The 23782-nt window shown below is 65.9% G+C and carries 24 protein-coding genes and 1 pseudogene; 16 read left to right on the top strand and 9 right to left on the bottom strand.

The features are described from left to right. The 3 genes and pseudogenes from ACJH6I_RS30275 to ACJH6I_RS30285 form a co-directional block, all read left to right on the top strand. Window positions 1-468, top strand: a pseudogene (locus tag ACJH6I_RS30275) (hypothetical protein); the annotation flags it as partial. 56 nt (window positions 469-524) lie between these two features. After that, window positions 525-968, top strand: coding sequence for a hypothetical protein (locus tag ACJH6I_RS30280; protein WP_406785093.1), 444 nt, complete (start codon window positions 525-527; stop codon window positions 966-968). Between the two features lie 25 nt (window positions 969-993). Continuing rightward, complete coding sequence (locus ACJH6I_RS30285) at window positions 994-1425, top strand: DUF2510 domain-containing protein (RefSeq protein ID WP_406785094.1); 432 nt, start codon at window positions 994-996, stop codon at window positions 1423-1425. 7 nt (window positions 1426-1432) lie between these two features. Here ACJH6I_RS30285 and ACJH6I_RS30290 read toward each other — a convergent pair whose 3' ends face one another. Genes ACJH6I_RS30290 through ACJH6I_RS30305 form a run of 4 tightly spaced genes read right to left on the bottom strand, consistent with a single transcriptional unit; the run spans window position 1433 to window position 4305 of the window. Then, window positions 1433-2152: a hypothetical protein gene (locus ACJH6I_RS30290; RefSeq protein WP_406785095.1), complete on the bottom strand. Its 720-nt coding sequence runs from the start codon at window positions 2150-2152 to the stop codon at window positions 1433-1435. 8 nt (window positions 2153-2160) lie between these two features. After that, entirely contained in the window at window positions 2161-3036 is an 876-nt protein-coding gene (locus ACJH6I_RS30295) for an RAMP superfamily CRISPR-associated protein (protein ID WP_406785096.1), read from the bottom strand. After that, window positions 3033-3542 (bottom strand): hypothetical protein, encoded by a 510-nt coding sequence (locus tag ACJH6I_RS30300; protein WP_406785097.1) that lies wholly within the window; start codon window positions 3540-3542, stop codon window positions 3033-3035. The genes ACJH6I_RS30295 and ACJH6I_RS30300 overlap by 4 nt, the downstream gene beginning before the upstream one ends. Before the next feature lie 58 nt (window positions 3543-3600). Beyond that, window positions 3601-4305, bottom strand: a complete 705-nt coding sequence (locus ACJH6I_RS30305) for a hypothetical protein (protein WP_406785098.1) — start codon at window positions 4303-4305, stop codon at window positions 3601-3603. Window positions 4306-4554: 249 nt separating this feature from the next. On the opposite strand from ACJH6I_RS30305, the gene ACJH6I_RS30310 reads away from it, so the two are divergent. The 5 genes from ACJH6I_RS30310 (at window position 4555) to ACJH6I_RS30330 (ending at window position 8286) form a co-directional block, all read left to right on the top strand. Further along, entirely contained in the window at window positions 4555-5442 is an 888-nt protein-coding gene (locus ACJH6I_RS30310) for a hypothetical protein (protein WP_406785099.1), read from the top strand. A gap of 2 nt (window positions 5443-5444) precedes the next feature. Continuing rightward, the gene (locus ACJH6I_RS30315; protein ID WP_406785100.1) at window positions 5445-5873 is read left to right on the top strand and encodes a hypothetical protein; all 429 of its coding nucleotides are present in this window, start codon (window positions 5445-5447) and stop codon (window positions 5871-5873) included. After that, window positions 5870-6703, top strand: a complete 834-nt coding sequence (locus tag ACJH6I_RS30320; protein ID WP_406785101.1) for a phosphoadenosine phosphosulfate reductase family protein — start codon at window positions 5870-5872, stop codon at window positions 6701-6703. The genes ACJH6I_RS30315 and ACJH6I_RS30320 overlap by 4 nt, the downstream gene beginning before the upstream one ends. An 80-nt stretch (window positions 6704-6783) precedes the next feature. Then, window positions 6784-7644: a hypothetical protein gene (locus tag ACJH6I_RS30325; RefSeq protein ID WP_406785102.1), complete on the top strand. Its 861-nt coding sequence runs from the start codon at window positions 6784-6786 to the stop codon at window positions 7642-7644. A 12-nt stretch (window positions 7645-7656) separates the two neighbouring features. Next, complete coding sequence (locus tag ACJH6I_RS30330) at window positions 7657-8286, top strand: hypothetical protein (RefSeq protein ID WP_406785103.1); 630 nt, start codon at window positions 7657-7659, stop codon at window positions 8284-8286. Window positions 8287-8313: 27 nt separating this feature from the next. Here ACJH6I_RS30330 and ACJH6I_RS30335 read toward each other — a convergent pair whose 3' ends face one another. The 3 genes from ACJH6I_RS30335 to ACJH6I_RS30345 form a co-directional block, all read right to left on the bottom strand. Next, window positions 8314-10353: a hypothetical protein gene (locus tag ACJH6I_RS30335; protein ID WP_406785104.1), complete on the bottom strand. Its 2040-nt coding sequence runs from the start codon at window positions 10351-10353 to the stop codon at window positions 8314-8316. A gap of 31 nt (window positions 10354-10384) precedes the next feature. After that, window positions 10385-10846, bottom strand: coding sequence for a hypothetical protein (locus tag ACJH6I_RS30340; RefSeq protein ID WP_406785105.1), 462 nt, complete (start codon window positions 10844-10846; stop codon window positions 10385-10387). A 543-nt stretch (window positions 10847-11389) separates the two neighbouring features. Beyond that, window positions 11390-11965 carry a hypothetical protein gene (locus tag ACJH6I_RS30345; protein ID WP_406785106.1) on the bottom strand — a complete coding sequence of 192 codons (576 nt, stop codon included), beginning with the start codon at window positions 11963-11965 and terminating at the stop codon, window positions 11390-11392. Between the two features lie 606 nt (window positions 11966-12571). Between ACJH6I_RS30345 and ACJH6I_RS30350 the strand changes: the two genes are divergently transcribed. The 6 genes from ACJH6I_RS30350 to ACJH6I_RS30375 all read left to right on the top strand — a co-directional run bounded on the left by ACJH6I_RS30350 (window position 12572) and on the right by ACJH6I_RS30375 (window position 20674). Further along, window positions 12572-13744, top strand: coding sequence for an FHA domain-containing protein (locus ACJH6I_RS30350; RefSeq protein ID WP_406785107.1), 1173 nt, complete (start codon window positions 12572-12574; stop codon window positions 13742-13744). Between the two features lie 58 nt (window positions 13745-13802). Next, window positions 13803-15044: a hypothetical protein gene (locus tag ACJH6I_RS30355; protein ID WP_406785108.1), complete on the top strand. Its 1242-nt coding sequence runs from the start codon at window positions 13803-13805 to the stop codon at window positions 15042-15044. Further along, window positions 15041-16270 (top strand): hypothetical protein, encoded by a 1230-nt coding sequence (locus ACJH6I_RS30360; RefSeq protein ID WP_406785109.1) that lies wholly within the window; start codon window positions 15041-15043, stop codon window positions 16268-16270. The genes ACJH6I_RS30355 and ACJH6I_RS30360 overlap by 4 nt, the downstream gene beginning before the upstream one ends. Then, the gene (locus tag ACJH6I_RS30365) at window positions 16267-17496 is read left to right on the top strand and encodes a hypothetical protein (protein WP_406785110.1); all 1230 of its coding nucleotides are present in this window, start codon (window positions 16267-16269) and stop codon (window positions 17494-17496) included. Before ACJH6I_RS30360 ends, ACJH6I_RS30365 begins: the two co-directional genes overlap by 4 nt. A gap of 12 nt (window positions 17497-17508) precedes the next feature. Beyond that, complete coding sequence (locus ACJH6I_RS30370; protein ID WP_406785111.1) at window positions 17509-19581, top strand: serine/threonine-protein kinase; 2073 nt, start codon at window positions 17509-17511, stop codon at window positions 19579-19581. A gap of 178 nt (window positions 19582-19759) precedes the next feature. Further along, window positions 19760-20674 carry an alpha/beta fold hydrolase gene (locus ACJH6I_RS30375; protein ID WP_406785112.1) on the top strand — a complete coding sequence of 305 codons (915 nt, stop codon included), beginning with the start codon at window positions 19760-19762 and terminating at the stop codon, window positions 20672-20674. Between the two features lie 28 nt (window positions 20675-20702). Here ACJH6I_RS30375 and ACJH6I_RS30380 read toward each other — a convergent pair whose 3' ends face one another. Continuing rightward, window positions 20703-21476, bottom strand: coding sequence for a helix-turn-helix transcriptional regulator (locus ACJH6I_RS30380; RefSeq protein ID WP_406785113.1), 774 nt, complete (start codon window positions 21474-21476; stop codon window positions 20703-20705). 57 nt (window positions 21477-21533) lie between these two features. On the opposite strand from ACJH6I_RS30380, the gene ACJH6I_RS30385 reads away from it, so the two are divergent. Continuing rightward, complete coding sequence (locus ACJH6I_RS30385; protein WP_406785114.1) at window positions 21534-22211, top strand: class I SAM-dependent methyltransferase; 678 nt, start codon at window positions 21534-21536, stop codon at window positions 22209-22211. A gap of 25 nt (window positions 22212-22236) precedes the next feature. Here ACJH6I_RS30385 and ACJH6I_RS30390 read toward each other — a convergent pair whose 3' ends face one another. Continuing rightward, on the bottom strand, window positions 22237-22872 hold the full coding sequence (locus ACJH6I_RS30390) for a TetR/AcrR family transcriptional regulator (RefSeq protein WP_406785115.1): 636 nt from the start codon (window positions 22870-22872) through the stop codon (window positions 22237-22239). 110 nt (window positions 22873-22982) lie between these two features. Between ACJH6I_RS30390 and ACJH6I_RS30395 the strand changes: the two genes are divergently transcribed. Continuing rightward, window positions 22983-23678: a hypothetical protein gene (locus tag ACJH6I_RS30395; protein WP_406785116.1), complete on the top strand. Its 696-nt coding sequence runs from the start codon at window positions 22983-22985 to the stop codon at window positions 23676-23678. The last annotated feature ends 104 nt before the right edge of the window (window positions 23679-23782 follow it).

Below are 23782 nucleotides of genomic sequence, written 5' to 3' on the forward strand. Positions count from 1 at the left end.
GATCGAAATTCTCATCCAATCTGGGGCAATGCAGGTCAGACTAGTAAATGTGCCCCAGATTCAATGAGAACGGACATGTACGCCCTGCGCGCGATCGACATGATCGCCCACGGCGAGACCATCCCGCCGTGGCGCGACCAGGGATACCTCGACGAACACACCGTCGCGGTGATCGCCGTGCACGCAAAGCCGTGGCAGCAAGTCGTTTTCACCAAAGCGAACCGCCGAGCGATGACAGCTATCCACCGCCGCGGAAAACTCGTCTCAACTGTGGTGGTGCCGAATCGATTTCACGCCATCGCGGTGACGAATTTCGTCATGGTGCGCCAACAAGAATGGCGCGTCTACCCCGCTGAGAATCAACTGGAGATCGGGCGCACACAAGTGTGGATGGCCGACGCGCCAGCAGTGGATTTGGATGCCCTTGCCGCGAAGGTCGCCGGTGTCGCAGCCGCCGTGGCCGGTTGATCTGCACCGCTTGCGGGGTTGGTCACCGTGTCGGTGCCGGCTGCCATACTGCGCGCATGGGCACATGGGATGTCGACCAGCTCCACGCCGAGATAACAGCGGTGTACGCGGCACAATTGCCGATCCCGCCCTGGTGGCCGGCCGAGCAGCGCACCATGTTCATCGACCAGCACGCCGGCGCGGCGGCGAACTCGCTGCTCACCCAACTCGATGACATCGCCGACCGGGCAACCGATTCGGCGTACGACACCACCGACGGGCGACGCATGTGGTCCGACGAGATCGCAGCGGCCGTCACCGCCGAACAAGAGGCCCTGCTCGAGGAAGCACGCAGCAGCGTGATGTGGGACTTGACCGACGCGATCGCCGAGCACAGCGCATTCCTGACCGCCGAAGCCACCTTCGGCCCGGGCCGGGGGCAGTCGCGCGACGTTCGGCACCAGGCGGTGAGCCTGTGCACAGCCGCAGCTCGGCTGCGGCCACCTGGGGGAGCGAACTAACCATCCGACGGGGGACGGAAGACACATGAACGCTGGCCGCAGCGGGCGCTGCACCATTCGGATCGGCGGTCTCCTCGACGGGACGCCAACGGTTTTCGATGGCCAGTACGTCATCGAATACGACCCGAGCCGGATAGGCACCAACCCCGAGACAGGTGCACCCGTGCCGTTGTTCCATCTGGTCACGACACCGGACATCGACCGTGCCACACGCTTCGCTCTGGCCGAGGCGGTGCACCTATACCGCGCCGTCGATCAACGCGACCCCGTTCGGGACGACGGCGAGCCGAATCGTCCACTCACCGCGTTCACCGTCGAATTCGAGCCAGCCAACGACGTCCCTGCGCTGCTGCCCACTGAGCGTGCCCCAGCGGCGTGGTACGTCGACCCCAACAACCCGCAGTACTGGCGCTGGTGGGACGGCACGACCTGGACCAACCACACCGCGCCTCGGTAACCCGCCGCTACCGCGCGGGCTGAAAGGCCTCGGCGCGAGTCTCCGAATGCAGATACGGCGGCCGCAGGGCACCGGTACCCAAGGGGCCGGTATCGATGTCGGCGTGCTCGACGCAGCGCGGCGGCGCGGTCCGTCCGAGAACACCAGATTCGTGTTCGTGGCCGGCCGACCATTCCTCGACGTCCGGGGTCTCGGTGACCTCCCACCGAGTCACCACACCTTCACCGATGCCCCTGTTCTTGCCGATCGAATGAAGGCCGGCGAGTAGATCCCGTATCGCCTCCGGATCACCGACCGCACGCCAGGTCAGATGGGTCGCGGGCCGCGCGGGGACGGGCACGACGCGCTGCTGATAGCGGCCGGCGGTATCGGAGACCTGGCGGCTGATGACGGGGGCGAGCTGCTGGAGCCGGTGGTGATCGGTGCGCGATGTCCGCCAGCGGATATCAGGCTCGGTGACCGCCTGGATGCGCGGATGCAGGTCCGCGAACGTGGCCATCCAGTGCCAGTCTGTGTCGCGGTCGGGGTCACCGCAGCGCGCCAGCGGCAACGGCATGGTTTCCTGGGGGCCGTCAGGCTGGTAAGCGAAGTACTCGCCGGCCTCGCGGGCAGCCAGTTTCCGCCGCTCCCACACCACCGAGGCCAGCAGTCCATCCAAAGCCACACCCCAGGGGCGCGACAACACGATGCCGTGCGGGGTGGTGGCGGTGATCTGCAGCGCAATCATGGTGCAGCTCAAGTGATCTTGGACAGCGCCTCGATAGCCTCAGCGCGGCGTGTTTTGAGTTCGGCCCGCCAGTCCACGGTCTCACCGGGAAGCTGCCCCCGCTCGACGACCACGTCGCTGAACCCGGCGTCGATGGCGCCGTGGCCGGCGGCGACGCGCCCGCCGAGGTGGCCGCGGCTAGTGAAATCGGTGAGAACACTTCGCATGAACGCGACCTGCAGATCGGTGGCGTTGGCCAGACGCACCCAGGTCTGCAGACGGGTGCCAGCGGGAAGGGTTTCGACCTCGAATCGGCCCAGGGGACTGGTGTCGTCGTCGCTATCGCCCCGGGCGGGCGCCTCGGCGGCACTTGTGCGGTGATCGGCCAGGTGGCTGAACGATTCATCGGCGATGGCGTAGACAGCCGGAAGTGCCTTCGTGCGGGGTGGGCGGGGCAGGATGTGGGCAAGTTCGGCCACCTCGGGCAGGACCTTGCCGACGGTGAGCAACCCGGACATGATCCGGCCGGAGGCCGCACCACCGAACACGGCGATCTGCGGGAGTAGTGCTTTGAGGTGGCGTTCGTCCTCGTCGGTGAATGGCGTTGCGGACTTGCTGAGCCGGCCGCCGTTGGTCAGCAGATGTGCCGCGGGTACAGGTAGCGCGGCGTCCTCGTAGTCGAGGACCGCCGCGGTGAGCTCCTCGCCGATCCGGCGCAGGACGCCGCGGAAACTGCTGCCGGACACGATCGGCACCTGCAGCAGGTCGCCGTCCGGGGTGATGATCTTCTCGGTGCGGAACGATGCGGTGGTGTCGGTGCCGGCTGAGTCATTGTCAGAGCCGCGGTGCACGATCGAGGACAGCGCCACGATGTCGATATCCCAGCGAATGGTGTTGAGGCTCATGACTTTCGCGCTTTCCTGTCGTCAGCGACGGCCTCGGCGATGATGCGCACCCGCAGCAGCAGAGCCGGGAGGCTGTTTTGGAACATGCGCAAGACCGGTACTGGTGGCTCGCGGAGCAGCTCGGCCAGTTCGAGCCGCCGGTCCGGGTAGCGGGGGTGCTGGACTCCGAGATTCCTCAGCGCCGGCGAGGACCACCACTCGTCGAGCGTGACGGCCCGCCGCGCGGCCCGGAACACCCGGCCGGGAAGGATCTCATCCCAGTAGGTTTTGCGGTACTTCTCCTCGGCGACCCAGCTGTTGTCCCAGTCGATGGAATAGTGCACCAACAGCAGCAGCCGCTCGGCGGTGTCAGCGGCCTTGGCCGCGGCGCGGTCGGTGTCCGTCATCTGCGGCGAGTACTCGGGCGACTGCCCGTCCAGCTCGGAGGGCTGGCCCTGCAAGGTGAAAGACCGCAGCTCCGGGACCAACGCCTGCCACCGTCTGGTGGGCGTGAGCTCGTCGGTCATGGGCGTCAGCGTATCGGCCAGTGGCGCCACCATCGGCGAACCCAGCCGGCGGCCGGCGTTATGTGGCGGTGCTGCTGACCGGGACAGTGAGGACCTTGGCCGCACTCCATAGCGCCGCCACCGTCCGCCACGGCTGCAGCCCCGTCCAGGCGGCAAGAAACCGCTGCCAGTCACGCTTGGGCTGTGTGGCCAGCAGGGGATAGGGCGGCATCTCGCGCAGCAGTACGCGGTCGATCTCCACGGCGATCTGGCGTCCATTGGTGGACTTGCTCGCGCGTGCCCTCACCCAGTCCGTCACCACGGGCCGCAGCATCGCCAGGTCGGCCAGCCTGGCCGCGGCCGCGGCATCCCACGCGGTGACCAGCCCGTCAGTGGCCACATGTCCCCACCGCGCGGTCGCCAGGATGTGCCGGCGGTGCGAGGTGGGCAGCACGACCGCGTGGGTGTGCGGCAGCGGCCCGGCGGCCAGCACCGCGGCAAGGCCGATCCCCTTGGGATGCTCGGTGACGGTGGCCGCGGTGATCATCATCGCCGGCACCGCAGCAGGCGATCGGCTGTAGGCCCAGGCGCACGGCACACACAGCCGGCGCGACCCGAACGGCCAGTCGTCGAAGTTGGTGAACTTCTCACTGATGACGTGGCGGCTGGCAACTGTGGGCACATCTTCACCGCAGCGGCCGCAGCGGCCGGGCACCGGCGTCGGAGCGTCCACGGCGGGTCGACCGGCGACAACCCACGCCGCGGCGGCGGGATCAGAGAGCATGTTGGCGGCCACGATACGGGCCGATCGGGTGCGGTGTTGCTACCGTGGACGGCACGAAACGCGCACAGGGGTTGGGAGATGGTGCAACCCGAGGCGGCTTCGGACCGGCATCGATCCGGTTCCGGGGCCGCCTCCTGCGTTCTCGGGCCGCTGACTGTGGCAATGACCGGCGCGGATGCGTTCACCCATCGTGTCCGGTTCGGCTCCTAGACTGCACCCAAACGCCAGCAACCGGGGAAAACACATCTGATGAGCAGCTCGAAGTCACCACGACCCAACCGGGAACCGGTCGTGTTCGACGTCGAAGGCGGCGTGATCTCCTCCCGGGACCTCAAGGCCGCCCGGGAAGTCGCCGAGAGCGCCATGACCGAGCGCGAGTTCACCCGGCTGGCCAACCGCATCGCCGACGAAGCCCGCGACGAGGACTCCGGGTTGACGCGCGCTACTCGAGATCGCGATCGCGCCACCCCGCGTGATGTCAGCCATGTCGAGTCACCGCGGCTGCGCGCCGAGTTGCCCGCAGAAGGAGAATTCCGCCACGCGCTCAGTGCCCGGCAACGCAAAATCCGTTCGGCCACAAAGAATCAGGTCATAAACCGGGCGCCGGCCACACAACGGGAAGCGGTCCGCACGCTGCTGACCAACGACGATCCCGCCGAGTGGCGACGCATCAACGGGGCACTGCACCACGCGGCCGGCGACGTCCAGAAACTCGATGACAAGGATCGGGCCATGGTGCAGCGCCTGGACCGGGTCATCCAAAGCTACGAGCAGGCCAACGACCGCACCCACACCGTCTATGTCGCCGTGAAACTGCCTGACACCCACAGGGATATCTCCAGCCCGCGTGAGCTGCCACCGAACTTGAGCCCCGGCGCGAAAGTCACGTTCGATCAGTTCACCATCGCCCGCCACAGCCTGCATGAGGTGCCTGGGGCCGACAGCGACCGGTATCTGACATTCGAGCTGACCACCAGCCGCGGCATGTACTTCGGCCATTCCGACAGCGTCGAAGACACCACTCACGTTCTCCCACGGGGCATTTCAGGCGAAATAGCGGCAGCTGAATCGGCGCCCTACGACAACGGCCGCGATGGATGGTCGACCCGACTCGTCCTGCAACTGAGGGAGCAGTAGCGATGAACAACAGGGAATGGGTGGTCCACCCGAACCGATCTGAGATCGGCGACGACGAGCCGGGCCGCAACGGCCATTTCCGGTCAGTGAGCCGGCCCCGACGCCGGGCATTGCCACCCGAGCCATGCCAGGCCCAGGTGGCGTTGCCGCGCAAGTTCTCTCACCTCGCCGGCCCGGACGGATCGAAGACGTTCAGCGCCGACAACTGGCTGTTCGTCGTCGGCGTCGCACACACCTTCGCTCGCCTGCACACCGAGCCGGCGGACTTGCCGGCGCCGTTCGGTTTCAAGGACCGCGGCCGGTGGTGGTGGTGGGACGGCACCACCACCGACGAGTCGATCCTCGACGGGCCTGAGGCCGCCGGCTACGTCGAAGAGTATTTCCGGAAGCTGTTCCCGGGCATGGCGATTACGGTGACCGACAACCGGTGAATACACCCGCAGGGCTGGACATGCAGACGCTTCGGGCGATCGCTGCCCGCCGGCGCGGCACGTCGTATCGGCATCTGCTGGACCGTATCGCCGAGCACCTGGACAACCACGACGGGTTCGTCCCCTGGTCCGGCGGTAAAGACTCCACTGTCGTGGTCGATCTCGCCCGCCAAGTCGACCCGAATGTGCCGGTGGTGTTCTTCGACTCCGGCCTGGAGTTCCCCGAGACGCTGCACTACCTGCAGGACCTGGCGCAGGCGTGGCGACTGAACTTCACAACGATCGCGGCCGAGCCGGATCTGCTGACCGTTCTGATCGCCTGCGGCGGATTCGACCACCAGGCACCCGATCGACGACTGGGCGTCGAGCTGGCCGAGCTCATGATCCGCGGACCGGCGGCCGAGGCACACCGCCGCCACGGCCGCGGCTCCCTGTGGGGCGTACGGGCACAGGAATCAGCTGGCCGACGCATTCTCTACCGCCAGCAGCTGGCGGCAGAAACCCGTGCCCGACAAGAACAATCACGCCGCCAGGTGCGAGACGAGGCAGGCGGCGTTGTGCGACGTACCGACGGCACCGTCACCTACGGGCCCATCTGGGACTGGCCGCACAACCACGTCTTTGAGTACCTCGCCGGCCGCGGAATCGAACCCAACCCGATCTACCGCAAGCTCGCCGAGCTTGGCGTGCCAGAGCAACAAATCCGCGTCGACGCCATCATCGACCCAACCAAACTGTCCAACGGACACCTCACCTGGCTGCAACTTGGCTGGCCTGATCTGTTCGATCGGCTCGCGATCGCGCTGCCACGACTGCGTGAGTGGACGTAAATGACGGTCCGAGTTGATACCCTTGCAGATGTAGGGCTGGCCACGAGGGCAGGCCCGGAAACTCCGGGAGGGAGATCATCATGAGCGTCGGACTGGCAGCGGTGTTACCTGCTGCGTTCCGCGAGGAGGGCACCATCAAAGAACACCCGTTGACCGAATATCTGTGGTCGGACCTGAAAGTCCGCCGCACAGCGCTGAGCTTGTGGGCCGAAGATCTAGCCCCAGTGCTGGGTCTAGATCTCACGCGATACCGCTCCTACGAAAGTGGCGGCCGTGATCTGCGTGGTGCTAACGCCGGCATCGTCGACGAGGTCATCGCGATGGAAGCGTTCGTCGCCGGCGAAGTGGCCAGACTGATCGAGGATCAGCCGGAGGCCGGCACTGTGGTGCTGCACGCAGTTCCCGACCAGAACACCTTCAACGAGCGGTACCCGCACGCGCGCACCCTGCACACAGGCCGCCCCTACCCAGTAACACTGCACCACGTTGCGGTGGGCAGGGCCGCGGCCGAATTGCGGCGCCGCGGCCTCGAGGTCGAGGTGTACCGCGGCGATCGGTACTTCGACCTCGCCGCGGCCAGGCTCGCAGTGGGACTCGGCAAGAAAGAAACCGCAAAGCTGTTGGGCCTCAACGAAAGAACCTACAACACGGCCGAGAAGGGACAGTTGCCAGGAGCTCTCGCGACAATGAAAGACCTGCAGGCGCTCGACGACTTCATCAACACCGCTGCCGCCAGATTCGAGGTCACCGCCGGCGACGGCGGAGTGAGCCTCATCTGGGTTCTCGACGACCAGGACGAGTTCGAGAAGACCTACCCCGAAGCGCGCTTCGAGCGGTCGGGAACGCCGTACCCCGTACGGATGCTGCAGGTTGCGGCAGCTCGCCGCGTCCACGCCCTAGACGCTGCCGGCCAGCCGGCGCGGATCGCCGTCGACGACTAGGAAGGCACGAACGTGATTCACCAGATCGTCCGCACCGACACCGACGGCGGCACCGGCTGGCTACCCGTGCCCAGGCACCTGCTGTTCGATTGGGTGCTGCGCGCCGGCCCCGCGGCCGCCCTGGAATCGGCCGGACTGGCCGATCACGCCGCCCGGGTCCAGAACCTGCCGTGCGTCACCGAATCCATGGTGGCCCGGCCGCGCCGGCTCAGGCCACACGCGCGGCTGCTACGAGAGACCGGCCGCGCCATGAGCGCTCTGCTCATCGAGGTCGTCAGCCACCAGTCACAAGCGGGGGACCTCCAGCAGATCGACCTCGAAATGCCGGCATGGAAGCTGTTCATGGTCGGCGCCAGGGAAATTCACCGCGACTACTCCGACGCTGGCCGGCACGCTCTATCCACCGCCGTGTGGGGCAAAGAACGTGCTGCATTCACCGGTGAGTTGTCCACGTTTGCCGACCGGTTTCAGCGTTCATACGACGACATGCTGTATGCCGCGCAGGTGTGGGGTTACAACGACTTCCTCGCTGGAATCTCATGGGAGCCAAAGAGCGCCGATATCCAAGCCTCTCTCGATCACGTCGGCCTGACGACTGTTCCTGACGGGCAGCGGCGCCGCACCACGGCGCGCATGCACTGAAACAACGATCTGATCTGATCCGGGGGATTACAGACCGCTGTCTGTGATTGCGTCGGCGGCTGCTTGTGCTAACGCTGCGGCGGAGTTGCCGCCGGTGATGAATTCGATGGGCTGGACGAGGAATCCGGGGTCGGTGCGTTTGCGCCAGCGGTCTCCCTCCGTCGCCCAGGAGCCGGCGGGTTGTTGGATGTCGATGACCGCTGATCCGTTGGGGTCGAGACCGTTTCCGCCTTCTTCGACGTCGCTTTGCAGCCGGGTACCGATCGTGCGGGATTGGTCGCCGATCTTGCTTTCTGGGCCGTCGTAGCCGCCGGGTGCCGGTTGGATCGGTCCGTTGACGGTGAGTGGGCTGCCGAAGTTGGTGTCGAGGGTGTTGCCGCCGATGCCGAAGTTGAAGGGCGGTGGGCCGCCGTCGATTCCGGTGCTGGTGGGGTGGGCTCCTGGGTCGTCGCCGTCGCCGACGGGCATCCCGTCGTCGCCGCCGTCACCACCGCCGTCGGGGTGGCCTTCATCGCCGCCTTTGCCCTCGCCGTCGTCACCGCCTTTGCCCTCTCCGTCGTCACCGCCTTTACCTTGCCCCTCGTCGCCACCTTTCCCTTCGCCGTTATTGCCGCCCTTTTCCTGGCCGCCATTGTCTTGCTTGGGATTGCCGTCCTTGTCGTAGTCGGCAGAGTCGATGGTCACGTTGCCGTTGGAGTCTTTGGTGACAGTGGTGATGGTGAAACCGCCGTCGGCGTGAGTGGTCTCGGTGGTCGTTGAGGAGTTGCCTTCGGCGTCGGTGAAACTTCCCGACTTGTAGCCCTCGCCGGAGGCGTTGACACCGAAATGGCGTTCGTCGCTGGAGCCGTCCTTGTAGTTGTTCACAACGCCGATATCTGCGGTGTGGCCGCCGCCGTCCAGTCGGCCTGTCCACGAGGAGGATTGAACGTCCATTCCGGGGATGGGGGTGGAGCCTGAGGGCCCGCTGATCTGTACGACGGTTGTGCCGTCGGATGGATTGCCTGTTTCTGTGAAGCTCTCGTGGTGGAGGCTTCCTCCACTCTTAGCGTCGATGATGTCGTGGACCCAGTTCATCGAGCTGCCTTTGGTGTCGACGATGTAGGTTTCGACGCCGTCGGCTAGGGCCTGGACTGACACCATGCGGAATGCGCCGTTGCCGAGGTCTTGCCGGGTGATGTGGGTGGTCGAGTCCTTGTAAAGAGTGAATTCGGGTCCGTCGGCTGACGCGGCGGTGGACGTGACGGCCTCCAGCAGGGATCCGGGGCTGACGCGGAGTTGGGTCTGACCGATCACTTCGCCGAAGGCGTCGGCGAATTCGGATGTGGCGTAGCCGGTCTCAGGGTCGAACCGTGCGCGGACTCTGTGAGTGACCTCGCCGGCCGAGTCGCGTATGACGAGCTCGCCGTCAGTGGTGGTCCATTCTGATTGCGCGGTGATGCCGGTTGGCAGGGCCCACTTGGTGGTGCGGCGAAGTGGCTGGTCTTGGTTGGCGCTGAACCAGTCCTCGCGGGTGGCGCCGTCGCGGAAGAGTGTGCGTGAGGTGGCTGTGATCTTGTCTGGGGTGCCCTTGTATACGGCGATGCGCATGCCGACACCGGCTCGGGAGATGAAGGGGGCGATCAGGGCTTCGGCCCATTCGTCGCCGTCTACCGAAATCGCCCGCGCGCGATTGGAATCGCCTTCGATCATCGTGTAGCGACCTGCGTCCGGGTCGCTGGTACTGACCGCGTAGCGGGCAGGCGAGTGGAAGTGTTTGATGCGCAGTTCATCGGGTCGCATGGGGTGCCTCCATCGCGTCGAGGGGAATGCGGCCAGCGTATGGCGATGATGTGGTTTCGCCTCGAGTAGTGGACTACTCGAGTTTGCAATGCGGAACGGGTGCGCATCATCAAATGCCCGAAATTGTCGCGAGTGACGGATAGTTGCGGGGCGTGCAACCGCGCGAAACACTCCGAACAACCGGAGCTGGCGGGTTGCCGGCGACCGGCGAGAACCTGCAACGCTGATACACCTTGCCCAGCCGGCCACCAAACCGGCCGGCATTTCAAGGGAATCAACCGCCGCCATGCAGCCGCGTTCGCCTCGGCGTCGTCGGCCGTCAGCGGGTCCACTGGGGTGCTGGCGCGGCCCAGTTGTTGGTCTGCGGCGTGTTCCATGCCGGCACTGGAGCGGCAGCGGATGCGATGGGTGCTGGCGTGTAGGGCTGCGGGCTGTAGGACTGCACGGCGGCGGAGCTGGCCATGCCGGATTGCCAGGGCGCGGCCGGCGGGGTGGTGGTGTCGGCTTGCCACGGCGCGACGCTGATTGGTCGGTAGGTGGGTGAGGCCTGCGCTGATCCTCGCTGGGTGCGGCGGTAGATGATTCCGGCCAGCGCGATGATGAACGGGAGGCAGATGATCAGCAGAAAGATGATTGTGGTGAGCCAGCCACCGTGGGCGCCGTGCCGGAGCAGATGGGTCGTGTGGCGCAGGCGCGTGGGTGCATCGCCCCCGATGGTGGCGGCGACGTGCTGCGCGATCCCGGGATTGTTGACCAGGTGCTGCGCGACAGATCGGATCATGATGGGCCTTTCCAGTAACAACCGCTATGCCTTAACCGTAGCATAGCAACGGTTCGGGTCTCAACACGTGTAGAGATGCAACGGTTACCGGGGGTTCGGTGTAGACGAGACCACTCGTACTGAAAACCTGCCGTCACGAGATGCAGCGAAGATTGACAAACTGCCCAAGTAGTTAAACAACGGATCGCCGAGGCCGGTGTACCCCTCTAATTTGCTTGCGGCGGTATGCGATTCGACGGCAACCTAGTTTGACAGCCGCACGCGACACGCCGGACCCCGTCAAAGTAGCCCGGCGTGTCTTGTCAATCTTCGGTGCCTCTCGTCAGCCGCTGACTGCATGGCGGGAATAGTGCTCCAAGCGGGAATCCGGCCGGGACTCCCCACCCCCTGGGCGCGACCGGCATTGCCGTACTGCTGCGTCGCTACCCGTACGGCACCTCGCCGGCGAAGATGGCCCCAACGCAAACATGGCCGCGACGATCGCGGCCATGTTCACGGGCTTGAACTCCACTCCAGCTGCGCTGGCGCGCAACCGATTTCGGATCAGAACGGGTTGGTCGTGAGACGCTTGATTTCCTTGTTGACCAGGTATCCGGCCAGACCCAAGACCGCGGCCACAATGACCGAGATGGCGATGTTGACCCCGAGTCGCAGGCCGAGGCTGGTGGGGGCGTAGTCCGAGAAGTCGATCAAGGCGGTGATCGGGTCGATGGTGCCGACCAGCGCGATGGCCGCGCCGCCATAACCGATACCGTTCGCCACCCACTTATGAGCTTTCAGAGTGCCGATGGCGAAGAACGTGTAGGCCAGAGCCGCCCAGAACGCCAGCGATAGAACGCTGCCGATCAGGCCGCCGCCGTAGGACAGCAGCAGCACCAGCAGGGCCACCACGATGTAGCTGATCAGCATGAACTGGTCGGGGGACTGCCGGAAGGCCTGGAACCAGGGGGCCTTGATCAGCTCACCCTGCATGCCACGCTGCATCAGCCGGGTCAGGAAGGAGTTGCCTTTGCCGATCAGATTGCTGGCCAGTTCGCCGGGGCTCTGCGGCGCGGCGTGGCCTGGATTAGGTTGCCCGAAGCCAGGATTGGGCTGAGCGGCGCCAGGGTAGGGGCCCAACGGGTATAGGGGGCCAGACTGCGGCGGGGGGCCACCGAATCCGCCAGCGGGGTGCTGCGGTCCGGGGGCGCCCGGCCACTGCTGCTGCACTCCGGGACCGTATGGAGGCTGGGGTGCTCCATATTGCGGAGCACCGTACGGCGGGGCGGCGCTAGTCGGAGGTGCGGGCGGAGGCGTGGGGGCTGCCGGCGGCGGTGTCCACTGCGGCGGCGCTGCATTCCAGGTGGGCTGCGGGCTCGGCGGGACCGGCGCGGACTGAGGATTCGGAGACGCGGGGGCCTGCCACTGGGGAGTCGGGGGCGGTCCCGCGTGCGGGTTGACCTGCGACGTTGGGGACTCTGGTGAGCCGGTACTGAACGGGGTCACCAGGGACGTCTTGTCGGGATCGGCATGCACGGCCGGGGTCACCATGGACGTTTCGTCGGGGTCTGCGGCCATGTTGTTGTCGCTCATAGGCCTCACGTTAGTGGCTCCGGCAAGAGGTTACCGACACCTCTTTGGTGGGCGGTGGGCGGTGGGCGGAGCGGCGAAGAATTCAAAAGTGAAGCACCCCCCGCTACGGAATAGGTGCAGCCATCCTAGGTGTAGCGATGCTACTGTTTTCGTATGTCGTCACCCGCCACTGGACTCACCAGCTCAAGCCCGGTCGACGATAGTGCGCCGACACTGACGGTACTGATCGGTTCTTCTGCCGCGCACGCGATCGACCCTGAACAGGCGCCCGTGGTGATCGGTCGATGGGTCGATCCGGCAGCTGCCCAAGAATCGTCACCCGATACGCCTCCGGCCGACATTCCCGTTGTGGACTACCGGATTTCGCGCCAACACCTGGTGCTGTCCCTGCGTAACGGCCGCTGGATCGCGACCGACCCGGGCAGCAGGAACGGCACGTTCATCAACGGGGAGAAGGTCGACGAGTTCGAGATTCCCGAGGATGACGCGATCGTCGTATACCTGGGCAATCCGGCCGCAGGCATCGCAGTCACTTTCAGTCCCCACGATGCCGGCACCGTGTACGCCGGAGCTCAGTTCGCCGCCGCGCGCCGGCAGCTCGGGCTCTCCCAACGTGCCCTAGCCAGTGACGGAGTCATCAACGCCGGTGCGCTGATCAGCTTTGAAAAAGGGCGGTCGTGGCCACGTAAGGGCACCCGCGAAAAGCTCGAGCATGTCGTGCACTGGAAAAAGGGCACGATCGATAAGCTGCGCCGCGAATACGCCAGTGGCGGGCAGACCACCGCGGCGGTGAGCGCACCGGTGCTTGCTGCTGTGCCGGACCCGGAAAAGACGGTGGTGGTGCCCCCGTCGCCGTCTCCGGCGCCCTCGCCGCCGCCGGCGCGAGAGGAGACCGGCACATCGGCGATCGATCCGGGATTCTTGGCCCAGTGGGCTCGTCAGAATCTCGCGCTGGCCCGCGCCCACCGCGCTGAACTGCCCCCGGCATCGAAACCCACCTACCAGGCCGCGGTGGCCCGACTGATTAGCGAGCTGGCATCGCTGGAATTGTTGGTGCACAACGCATCTGCCACTCCAGAGCTGCGCCCGGTGTTCCTGCAGGTCCGCAACGAACTACGCGAGGTGATGCTGGCCGCGGCCGAATCACCCGCGGCGACCTCCGGTCAGCGGCTGTTCGCCATACGCGACCGGGATCGGCTCAGCGTGGAGGACGCGGCGATGCTCGCGGGGGTGCCTGCGGAGAGCGTGCGGGCGTTCGAGACCGGTGGCGAGGTGCCCGCCACCGACAAGGCTGTTCTGGAGAATTTTCTGGCTTCGCTGCAATAGTTCGCAGCGCCCCGTCCGCGCAGCCCGCGCGACGGCGTCCAAGGGGGAAAGGGATTTCATGCGTAATCGGGGGACCGGCCTCGCGATGGGTTCGATCGCCGCAGCGCTGGCCGTGGCGGTCACCGCTGGCTGTGGCTCGACGATGGACGGGACAGCGACGAAGCCGACGTCGACGTCCGCAGCTGCTGGCGCGGTCGACGCCTCGCAGCTCGATCACGGCAACTATGCGATCGAGCCGCGCAAGGCGCTGGGTGAGGCAGGCAAGCCCGAGGTCGGCGCGCTGCTGGAGGCGCAGCGGCTGGCCAACTACGTGACCGGCCCATGGGAGGTCGATCCGGCGCTCACAGCGCCGCTGGCCTTCGGCATCGGGCCGGGCTCGCTGGCCCTGCCGGGCGGGGTCAAAGCGCTGGCGACGTTCTTCTCCCCGGATCAGAACCAGGCCATGGCCCTCAACGGGTACGTCAACGGATTCGCCACCGCCCGGGCGGTCAAGGACCAGAAGCAGCTGATGAACGTCGTGCTGCGGTTCACCGATCCGGCGGCGGCCTCGGCCGCGGCGAACAGCATCGCCCAGGCGCAGATCGCGCATCCGATCCCGCTGCCCCCGCCGATCCCGACCACCTCGATCGCCATCCCGGGGCACCCGGAGGCGGTCGCCACCACGCACATGTTCGAAGACAAGAACATCGGCCAGACCTGGACGGTGGTGGATTCGTTCACCCCGCGCGGGCCGTTCGTGCTGATGCAGCGCGCCCAGTTGATCGGTCCTGTGGACGGTGTGACGACGCTGGTGGCCAAGACGCTGGACCTGCAGGGCCCGGCGATCGACCAGTACAAACCTGTTGATCCCGCGCAGTTCGCGTCGGTGCCACGTGACCCCAGCGGTCTGCTGGCCCGGGCAATTCCCGTCCCCAAGGGCCGCAGCACGCCCAACAGCAACATGACCCTGGACGCGCACGGACTGCTCAATTTCGACGGCGACCCGGTGGCGGCGGCCAAGATGTACGCCGATGCCGGGGTGGACCTCGGGGTCAGTGCCGGAGATTTCGTGTATCGGGCCAAGGATGCGGCCGCGGCGACGGGCCTGGTGAATGCCATGGTCGCCAAGATGCAGGCCGACGGACCGGTCAACGAGACGGTACCGAACCTGCCTGGCAGCCATTGCCAGAAAGCCACCGACGGCAAGAGCGTGACCTGCGTGGCGTCGGCGGACCGGTACGCCTACCAAATCGACGCCAACACCCTCAAGGACGCCCAACAGCAAGCCGCAGCGCAGTACCTGCTGCTGACCGCGAAATGACCATCGGCTGCCGGTGGGCATGGGGGCTGCTCGCCGGTGCCATCGCGCTCACCGTCACCGGATGCACCACCGTGATGAGCGGCGCCGCGGTGCGTGATCGCGGGTTCTCGCCGAGCGCAGTCGACCCGTCGTTGCTCAACGCGGGCAACTACCCGGTCAAGCCCCGGCCGCCGCTGGGGAATGCCGGCGCGGCCGACGTCGGTGCGCTTCTGGACGCCCAGCACCTGGCGGACTACGTCACCGGCCCGTGGGAAGTCGACCCCGACCTCATCACACCGATCCATTTCGGTGCCTACCCGGCGGCGGTGGCGATGCTGCCGGGCAATATCACCAGAGTGTTCGTGCCCAATTCGGACGTGAACGCCGCGGTGGCCCGGCACGGGCTGATCAACGGTTTCGCCGCCGGGCGCCAAGTCAAAGGCCAGCGCACGTTGACCAATGTGGTGCTGCGGTACCCCGACCCAGCCGCGGCTGCCGCCGTGGTCGCCGAGGCCGGACACGCCAATTCGGGCATGCCTGACCTGCCCGCCAAGACGCTCACGGACGTGCCGATCCCCGGCCATGCCGACGCGGTCGGCACCTTCTACACCTGGGATGACCCGGATCTGCATGCGACATGGACGACGGTGCAAGCGTTCACCGCGCACGGGCCGTTTGTGCTGTTCCAGCGCTCGGAAGTGGTGGGACCCGCCGAGGTCGGAGCCGCACTGATCGGCAAGACCTTGGATGTGCAGGCACCGGCCATCGACACCTACACGCCGGTTGATCCGGCGCAGTTCCCTTCACTGCCCAAGGACCCCAGCGGGATGCTGGCCTTGGCGCTGCCGGTCAACAAGGACAACTCCAACTTGGTCAACAACGCCACATACGGTGTGCACGGAACACTTCATTTCCAGTACAACCCCGTCGCTCAAGCCAAGGTCCTGGGCGATGTCGGGTTGGATGTCGCGGTACAGACCGCCGGCTGGGTGAATCGAAGCCGTGACGCCGCCAGCGCCGCGGTGCTACTGGACAGCGAGGTGAAGACCATGCAGGGCCCCGGGGCCAACACTGACGATGCCATCCCGAACTTTCCTGGGAGCCATTGCCAACCCGACGACGACGCACACACAACATTCAGTTGCGCCGCGGCGGTGGGGCGGTACATGTTCTCGGTCTGGGGCCACACACTCAAAGATGCGCAGCAGCAGGCCGCCGCCCAATACCTGATCTTGGCGGCCGCATGAGGGCACCATTGACTCATCGCCGACTGCTGGCCCGCACCACCGCCATCGGTGCGTCGGCGGTTCTGCTGGCTGCCTGCACGACCGTGATGGACGGCTCCGCGGCGCGTGACCCGGGCTTCAAACCGGGAGACGTCACCCAAAGTTTGATGGAGACCGGCAACTATCCCACCGGTGTCAAAAAGGCGCTGGCTCCCAGCATGGAATTGTCTCGGGTGATCGAGGCACAGCGGATGGCCGAGTACGTCATCTACCCGTGGGAGGCCTACCCGACGGCGACCGCGTTGGACCAGTTGGGCACCCGCGCGATCATCTCGCCGGCCGCGCTGGGTGTGCAGGTGCCCGGCGGGATCATGCCCGATATCGCGCAGGCCAACGGGTTCCTCCATGGCTTCACAACCTCGCGGGGCACACCGAAAGACGCACCCGGACCGCACATGGCCGTCAACGTCATCGTGATGCGCTTCCCGGGGCCGGATCAGGCGAACGCCGCGTTGGCGGCGTTGGTGGCCAAGCAGCCCCCGCCGGAGGGCAGCACCGGGGCACACCCCATCGCGATTCCCGGGCACCCGGAGGCCTCGGCCACCGCCGTGGTCTTAGACAGCGGGCGGCCGTCGGTGAGCTCGTTCAGCGCGCACGGCCCGTACATCTTCGACGTGTTCACCCAGACCGACGACACCGCCGAGGCTGCGGCCGCCACGATTGGCAAGGCGCTGGACCTGCAAGGCCCCAAGATCGACCAATTCCAGCCCACCGACCCCGCCCAGTGGCCGACGATGAACCCCGACCCCACCGGGCTGCTGGCGCGGTCGCTGCCGAAAAAGGACGCCACGGTCAACGACGGGGTGTGGACCACCGCGGGGTTCCTGCATTTTTCGGCCGGCAGTTCGCTTGACGGGCCGCAGGGGGCCACCGACCGGTTCGCCAAGTTCGGCATCGACCGCATCGTGCAAGGCAAGAGCATCTTCTATCAGGCCAAAGATGCCTCTGCGGCAACCGGTTTCGCCGACACAGTCGCCAAGGACTTCGCCGACGGCAACGAGCAGAAGCCGACTGTCCCGGGGTTCCCGGGGGCCAAATGCTTCACCATCAAAGATCCCGGCGAGTTCTCGGATCGATTTGAGTGCGTGGCGACCGCGGATCGGTACGTGGTGACGGTGTTCGCCAAGCAGAGCGCGGATGCGATTCAACAAATTTCTGCCCAGTACCTGATGCTGGTCGCGAAATAGTAAAGGGCGGCAATGACTTCCAGCGGTTTAAAGCCAGGTGATGTGGTCAGCGGCTACCGGATCGAAGGTGTGCTCGGTCACGGCGGCATGGGCGTCGTGTACAAGGCCGCCAACCCGACACTGCCGCGCAGCGATGCGTTGAAGATTCTCGATGCCGGCCTGTCCCGGGACAGCACTTTCCAAGCCCGCTTCGAGCGCGAGGCCGCGGTGGCCGCCCAACTCAGCCACGCCAACATCGTGGCCGTGTACGCCCAGGGCAAGACCGAGGGCGGCCAGCTGTGGATCGCGATGCAGCTCGTGGCCGGCACCGACGCCGGCGAAGTGCTTGCCTCGGGCGGGATGACAGCCGGCCGTGCCGTGCACATCGTCAGCGAGGTCGCCAAGGCCCTGGACTACGCCCACCGCAACGGCATCGTGCACCGCGACGTCAAGCCGGCCAACTTCCTGCTCGCCCCCGACAAGCACGGCGCCGACGAGGAACGAGTGTTCCTCGCCGACTTCGGTATCGCCCGCGCCCTCGACGACGCAGTGCAACTGACCACCGACGGCACGTTCATGGCGTCGGTGGCCTACGCCTCCCCGGAAGCCTTGGCCGGGGGCGTCGTCGACTACCGCTCCGACATCTACTCCCTGGGCTGCTCGCTGTACACCCTGTTGACCCGCAAGTCCCCGTTTGCGGGACTGCCCGGTGGGGTGTCGGCGATCATGGCGGCGCACTTGCAGGCCCCGCCGCCGCGCGCCACCGATGTGGTGCCAGAGCTGCCGCGGGCCATCGATGCGGTGATCGCCAAAGCGATGGCCAAGAATCCGGCCGAGCGCTACCAGTCGGCGAAAGAGTTGGCGGCCGCGGCCGCAGCCGCGATCAACGATCCCACGATGGCCATCCCGCGGTCGACGGCGACCCAAGAGTGGTCGCCCCGACCCCAGACGGGACCGGGTGGGCCGTCCGGGCCGATTCCGCCGGCGTATTCCAGTGGGCCGCGGCCACTTCCATTCCCGCCGACCGATGGATACAACATTGGCCAGGGCCCGACCCAGCCACGCGGACTGGTCGGTCCCCCCGGACCGGGAAGCCCCTATGGCCCGGGCGCTCCCGCTGGGCAGGGGAACTTACCGGCCCCATCAACGGCTCAGCCGCGCAAGAAGCGGCTGATCATCGCCGGGGCGGTGCTCGCGGTCATCGCGCTGGTGGTGGGCGTGGGGATGGTGTTCTATGCCGCCGGGCCGACGAAGGCGCCCTACACGGCGCAGACGTTCAACCACGTGCACGGCAGTACTGAAATCAAGGAGGCCCCAACGGCTATCGCGGCCATCGGCCCGGGTGACGCTGACGCCGTCCTGTCGCTGGGGGTACAACCGGTGGCGATCGGCGGAGTGAAAGCCGATCCGCCGTCGTGGATGCAGGACAAGATCACCGGCAAACCGGCGATCATGAATTTCGTTGACACCAACACGATTAAGGGCGCTCACCCCGATGTCATCATCGCCACCGGCGACATCGACGACGCGACCTACCAGCGCCTGTCGGCGATCGCCCCGACGATCACCCGCCCTTCGGACACCAGCGCGGTATGGAACTGGCAGACCCAGCTGCAGTGGATCGGCAAGATCGTCGGCCGCGACCACGACGCCACCGCGCTGATCACCCAGGTTGGGGCCCAGCAGACCGACCTGAGGAATCAGAACGCCAAGCTGGTCGGCAAAACCGTCTCGGTGGTGAACTACTCCGACGACGGCGTCACCCAGACACTGACGCCATCCTTTGCCGCGGATTTCCTGACTGGTCTGGGCCTGAACTACGACAACAAGCTGCAACGCCAACCCGACGACAAGGGGCCGACCCGGGTGATGGCCGATCAGGCCAAGCTGTACCTGATCCAGACCAACCTGGTGATCGTGGTACGTACCGACAAGGCCGCCGGCGGTGGCGGGCAAGCAGGCCTGCCGGGGGCGTTGACCGCCAACCCAGGGTTGATCGTCGTCGACGACCCAGGCACAGTTGCGGCGCTGGCCGACCCCGGCGGCTACCTGGCGCTCCAGTACCTCGATCGCCGGCTCGTCCCCGAATTGTCGAGCAGTAGTTAGCCTAGCTAGCGGCCCGTGGCGGTTGTCCGTTCTCAAACGTGATGTCACATTCTCAAAATCGGTGTCACACCCATGTCACGAATGACACGAAAATGAGAATGCGTAGCACTACTAAGTAAATACAGCTTTTGGTGGTGCAGATCCTTCGCGCTGCCGGGCAGGCTCGGGGCAGGACGCGATGCGTGGAATCCTGGGATGGGAGGTGGCGGCGGTGTCGGATAAGTCGGGATTTCGTAGCGCGGAGTCACGGCAGCGCTATCTCGCGGTATACGACCATGTGCGTGCGCTGAGTCCAAGACCGGATGCCGTACGTGATGTGCCAACCGAGTTCGGCGTCGCGCGCGTGTATCAGCACGGGCCTGAGGGCGGCATTCCTGTGGTGTTGCTGCACTGCTTCTGGGCGACCTCGGCAATGTGGGCCGAGCACGTATCCGCTCTCACAAGCGATTTCACTGCTTACACCGTCGATCTGCTCGGCCAACCCGGCGCCAGTGTGCAGTCGAAGTCTATGAAATCGGGGCAGGACTGCGCCCACTGTCTTGACCAGGTATTGGAGGGAATCGGCCTGGCAGCCGTGCATCTCGTCGGACACTCCTATGGCGGATGGACGGCCGCGCAAACCGCGGCACGAGTTCCAGATCGACTCGCCTCAGTGACGCTCATCGAGCCCGTCAACACAGTCGCCCGATTGTCGACGCGGTTCTGGCGAACGGGAGCCTTGCTGCTGCTTCCGGGTGCTGAGCGTAAGCGGCGCATCGTGGCCGAGATTCTCGGTCACCCAGCGCCGGGCAGCATGCTCGATAGCGTGATGGAGCTGGTGATGGCTGCCGGTACCGCTTTCGCGTCCTTCGGCACCCCATTTCCCCGGTACATGCCCGATGCTCTGTTGCGCTCAGTCGAGGTGCCCGTACAAGTTCTGTTGGCAGGCAACACCATTCACGACTCCGAACGGGGACTCGACCGGATACGTCGCGTCGTGCCCTCGTGGGGGCACCGCTTATGGCCGGAAACGACGCATATGTTGCCGTGCGAGGCCGTAAGCGACGTCGTCGCCTGTATCCGCAGCTTCGCACACGCGCACACTCCGGACTGAGCGAGTACCGCAACTCCACGTGAGACGGTCAGTCAACGAGTAGCCGTGCTCCGGTGGCGAGTGCGGCCGTGGTGGAGACGCCGAGAAGCGCGCGGGCGGTGTCGCTGAGATGTGACGGCGATGCGAATCCCGCGTCGGCCGAGGCCTGAGTCAACGATTTTCCCTCGGCGACTGCCGTTGCTGCGTGGATCAGGCGGACCCACAGCCGGTATCGGCGAAACGTTGTTCCGGTCTCGGCGGCGAACAACGTAAGGAAGTAGGACGGCGAAAGACCCACTGTCGCAGCAGCTTCCGCTGCACTGAGCGTCGTCTGCGGATCTGTGCGGATCTGCTCGCCAAGCAGGGTGATCCGTGGGTCGACCGGTCGGCGGGTACTGGGCGAGGGCACCCCGAGTTGTTGAAGAATCCCGTCAGGGTTGAAGACGTCCTGAGTGAACATCTCGATGAGGATGCGCTCATTGCGGTGACCGGTGTAAACACCCTTGCCGGTGTCGCGCATCCCGTCGGTGCAGTTCGCCACTCGTGTGGCCGTGGGATCGAACGTGCACACTGCTACCCGCTCCGGCACCTGCACAATTTGCGTCACTGCTTGCGCTGGGATGAACACCGAACGGGCATGCGCCGACTGGCCGTCGGTTGTCATTGTCAGCGGTCCCGATATGCCAAGGATGAGGGCGCCCACCATGCGGGCGTGCCCGCTGAGGTCAAGCGGCGGACCGAGATAGATGGTGGCGCCCAACGAGAGCCAACATACGGGCCGGCCATCGAGGGCGAACGTTTCTGGAAGCGCACTGACGACCATGCCCGCATCGTAATGACCCAGAACTGCGGCAGCCGGTCTGCTGTACGAGAGGGGCGAATGGTGAGTGGTGCCTGGGCAAATCGGTGGTTCGCCGCGACGGTGGGGGCGTTCTATGACTGGGCCATGCAACGGCAACCGGTGGCGGATGCGTACCTGCGCCTGATCGTCGGGGACGATGCCCGGGGCCTGCTGGGCGCCATGGATGCCGTGACTGCTGTGCCTGATGGCTCGTCGATCCTGGATGTGCCGTGCGGCGGTGGCATCACCCTGCGCAGGCTGCGTCCGGGTCAGAGGGTGCGCTACGTCGCGGCGGACATCTCACCGGCGATGCTGGCCCGCGCCCGCCGCCATGTCGGTGCGGGCGGCAACCCGACGGTGGAGTTCGTCGAGTGCGACATCACCGGCATGCCGTTCGGTGACGGCGAGTTCGATCTGGTCGTGTGCTTCAGCGGGCTGCATTGTCTGCCCGACCCGGCGGCAGCGGTACGGGAAATGGCGCGGTGTGTGCGGCCCGGTGGCCGCGTGATCGCTGACGTTGCGCTTCACGGTCAGCTGCGGCGCTGCGACGCCTTCATGACGTTCGGTCGACGGTTCGGGGTGTTCGGCCCGCCGGCGACAGTGTCCGAGGCCAGCGGCTGGTTCACCGACGCTGGACTGACCATCAATACGCAGGACCGAGCCGGTGCGCTGGTCTACATCGACGCCATACGTCCTGTTCAGACGTCCAACGGATGAAACCCTGGACGGCAGGGACCGACCCTTATCCTTTGCTTGCTTTTCGGTCTGATCTCCGCGTCAACTCACCCATGGTGATGATGCCGCGCAAGACCTGCGCACCTAGTGTGGCCTGGTCGGCCGCGAGGTGCTCGGAGAGGTTGGCGGTAAGCGCCAGCGTCGCGAAGCCATGCGATGCCGACCAACCCGCCAAGACCAGGCCTTCGACGTCCTCATCGGTGACTGTTCCACGGCGATGCGCCTCGAGGCTGGCCCGGGCACTGCCATACATCACCTCGAAGGCTGCGGCCTTCGCCGCGACTAGATCCGGGTCGTCCGCGCGGTAGAGGTTGGGGCGGAACATCACCTCGAAGTAGCCGCGGTGGGTGAGCGCGAACGCGATGTAGCCTTCGCCCCCGCGTACAAAGCCATCGGGTCCTTCCGCGACGGCTCCGATCATCTGGGCGGCGAGGCGAAATCCCTCGGCGGCCACGGCAGTGAATATCCCTGCCTTGTCGCCGAACTTGTACGCCAAGGCAGCATGCGACACCCCGGCGCGGCGCGCGATGCGACGCATGCTCACCGCGGCGACCCCGACAGTTTCCACTTCCTCCACGGCGCCGTCGATGCCCGCACGGTCGAGCTGCCCGTGGTGGTACGGCTTCGCGGGGTCAGTTGCCACGAGGACGCAGTCTACGCCCAATCTGACCATTGATAAGTTCGGCGCCGTATCGCAGAATGAGGGGCAGCTGGCAACTAACCAACGGTAAGAATGCAGGCCAGGGGGCTCTCATGGACGACGACCGCGCAATCACCGCCACGGACAGACGAAACTCGGCGTACGTCGCGCGGTGGGCCGGAACCCTGGGCGTGCTCATCCCAGCCGCTGCAATTCCGGTCTATCCGATCTGGTTCTTCCCGTCGACTCAGACATCTGGCGCCGAGATTGCGCGCTGGGCTTCGGCGCACCATGACCGGTTGGTCGCCTCGCAACTGCTGTACACCGTAGGCGTCGGGCTGTGGCTCGTATTCGCCGGCGCGGTATGGACGCACCTTCGAGACAGACTGCCGGCAGGGTCACCGCTGGCCACTGGATTCGGCGTCGGTTTCGCCAGCGTCGTCACCCTGGTCCTCGCCGGATTCACAGTGTTCAATGTGCAGATATACCGACCCCGCAGCCCCGAATTGTCGACGCTTCTTTACGATCTCGCGTTCGGGACGTTGGCGATGTCCGGGATTCCTGCCGCCGTTGCGCTGGGGTGCTTCGCCATTGCCGTGTATCGCCACCACGTGATGCGCCGATCCACCGCACATGTCGCGGCCATCGCCGCCGTCGCGCACGTTCTTCTACTCGTCGCCTTCATCGCACCTAGCGGCCCGCTGTCTCTTCAGGGTTTCCTTGTCATCTGGGGGATACCGCTCCTGCTGTTTGCATGGATCGGTTATACCGCCAGCTCGATCACGGCCGAAGCAGCGATCGAAATTTGAGACGAGAGATTCGGCATCTCTGAGGGCGTGTCGTCGGTCACGTAATTCCCCAGGGGTTGCTGTCACGTAATTCCCCAGGTGTGGGCCTCGTGTTGGTCTTACCG

Source organism: Mycobacterium sp. SMC-13 (genome assembly GCF_045311035.1).
Classification (GTDB): domain Bacteria; phylum Actinomycetota; class Actinomycetes; order Mycobacteriales; family Mycobacteriaceae; genus Mycobacterium.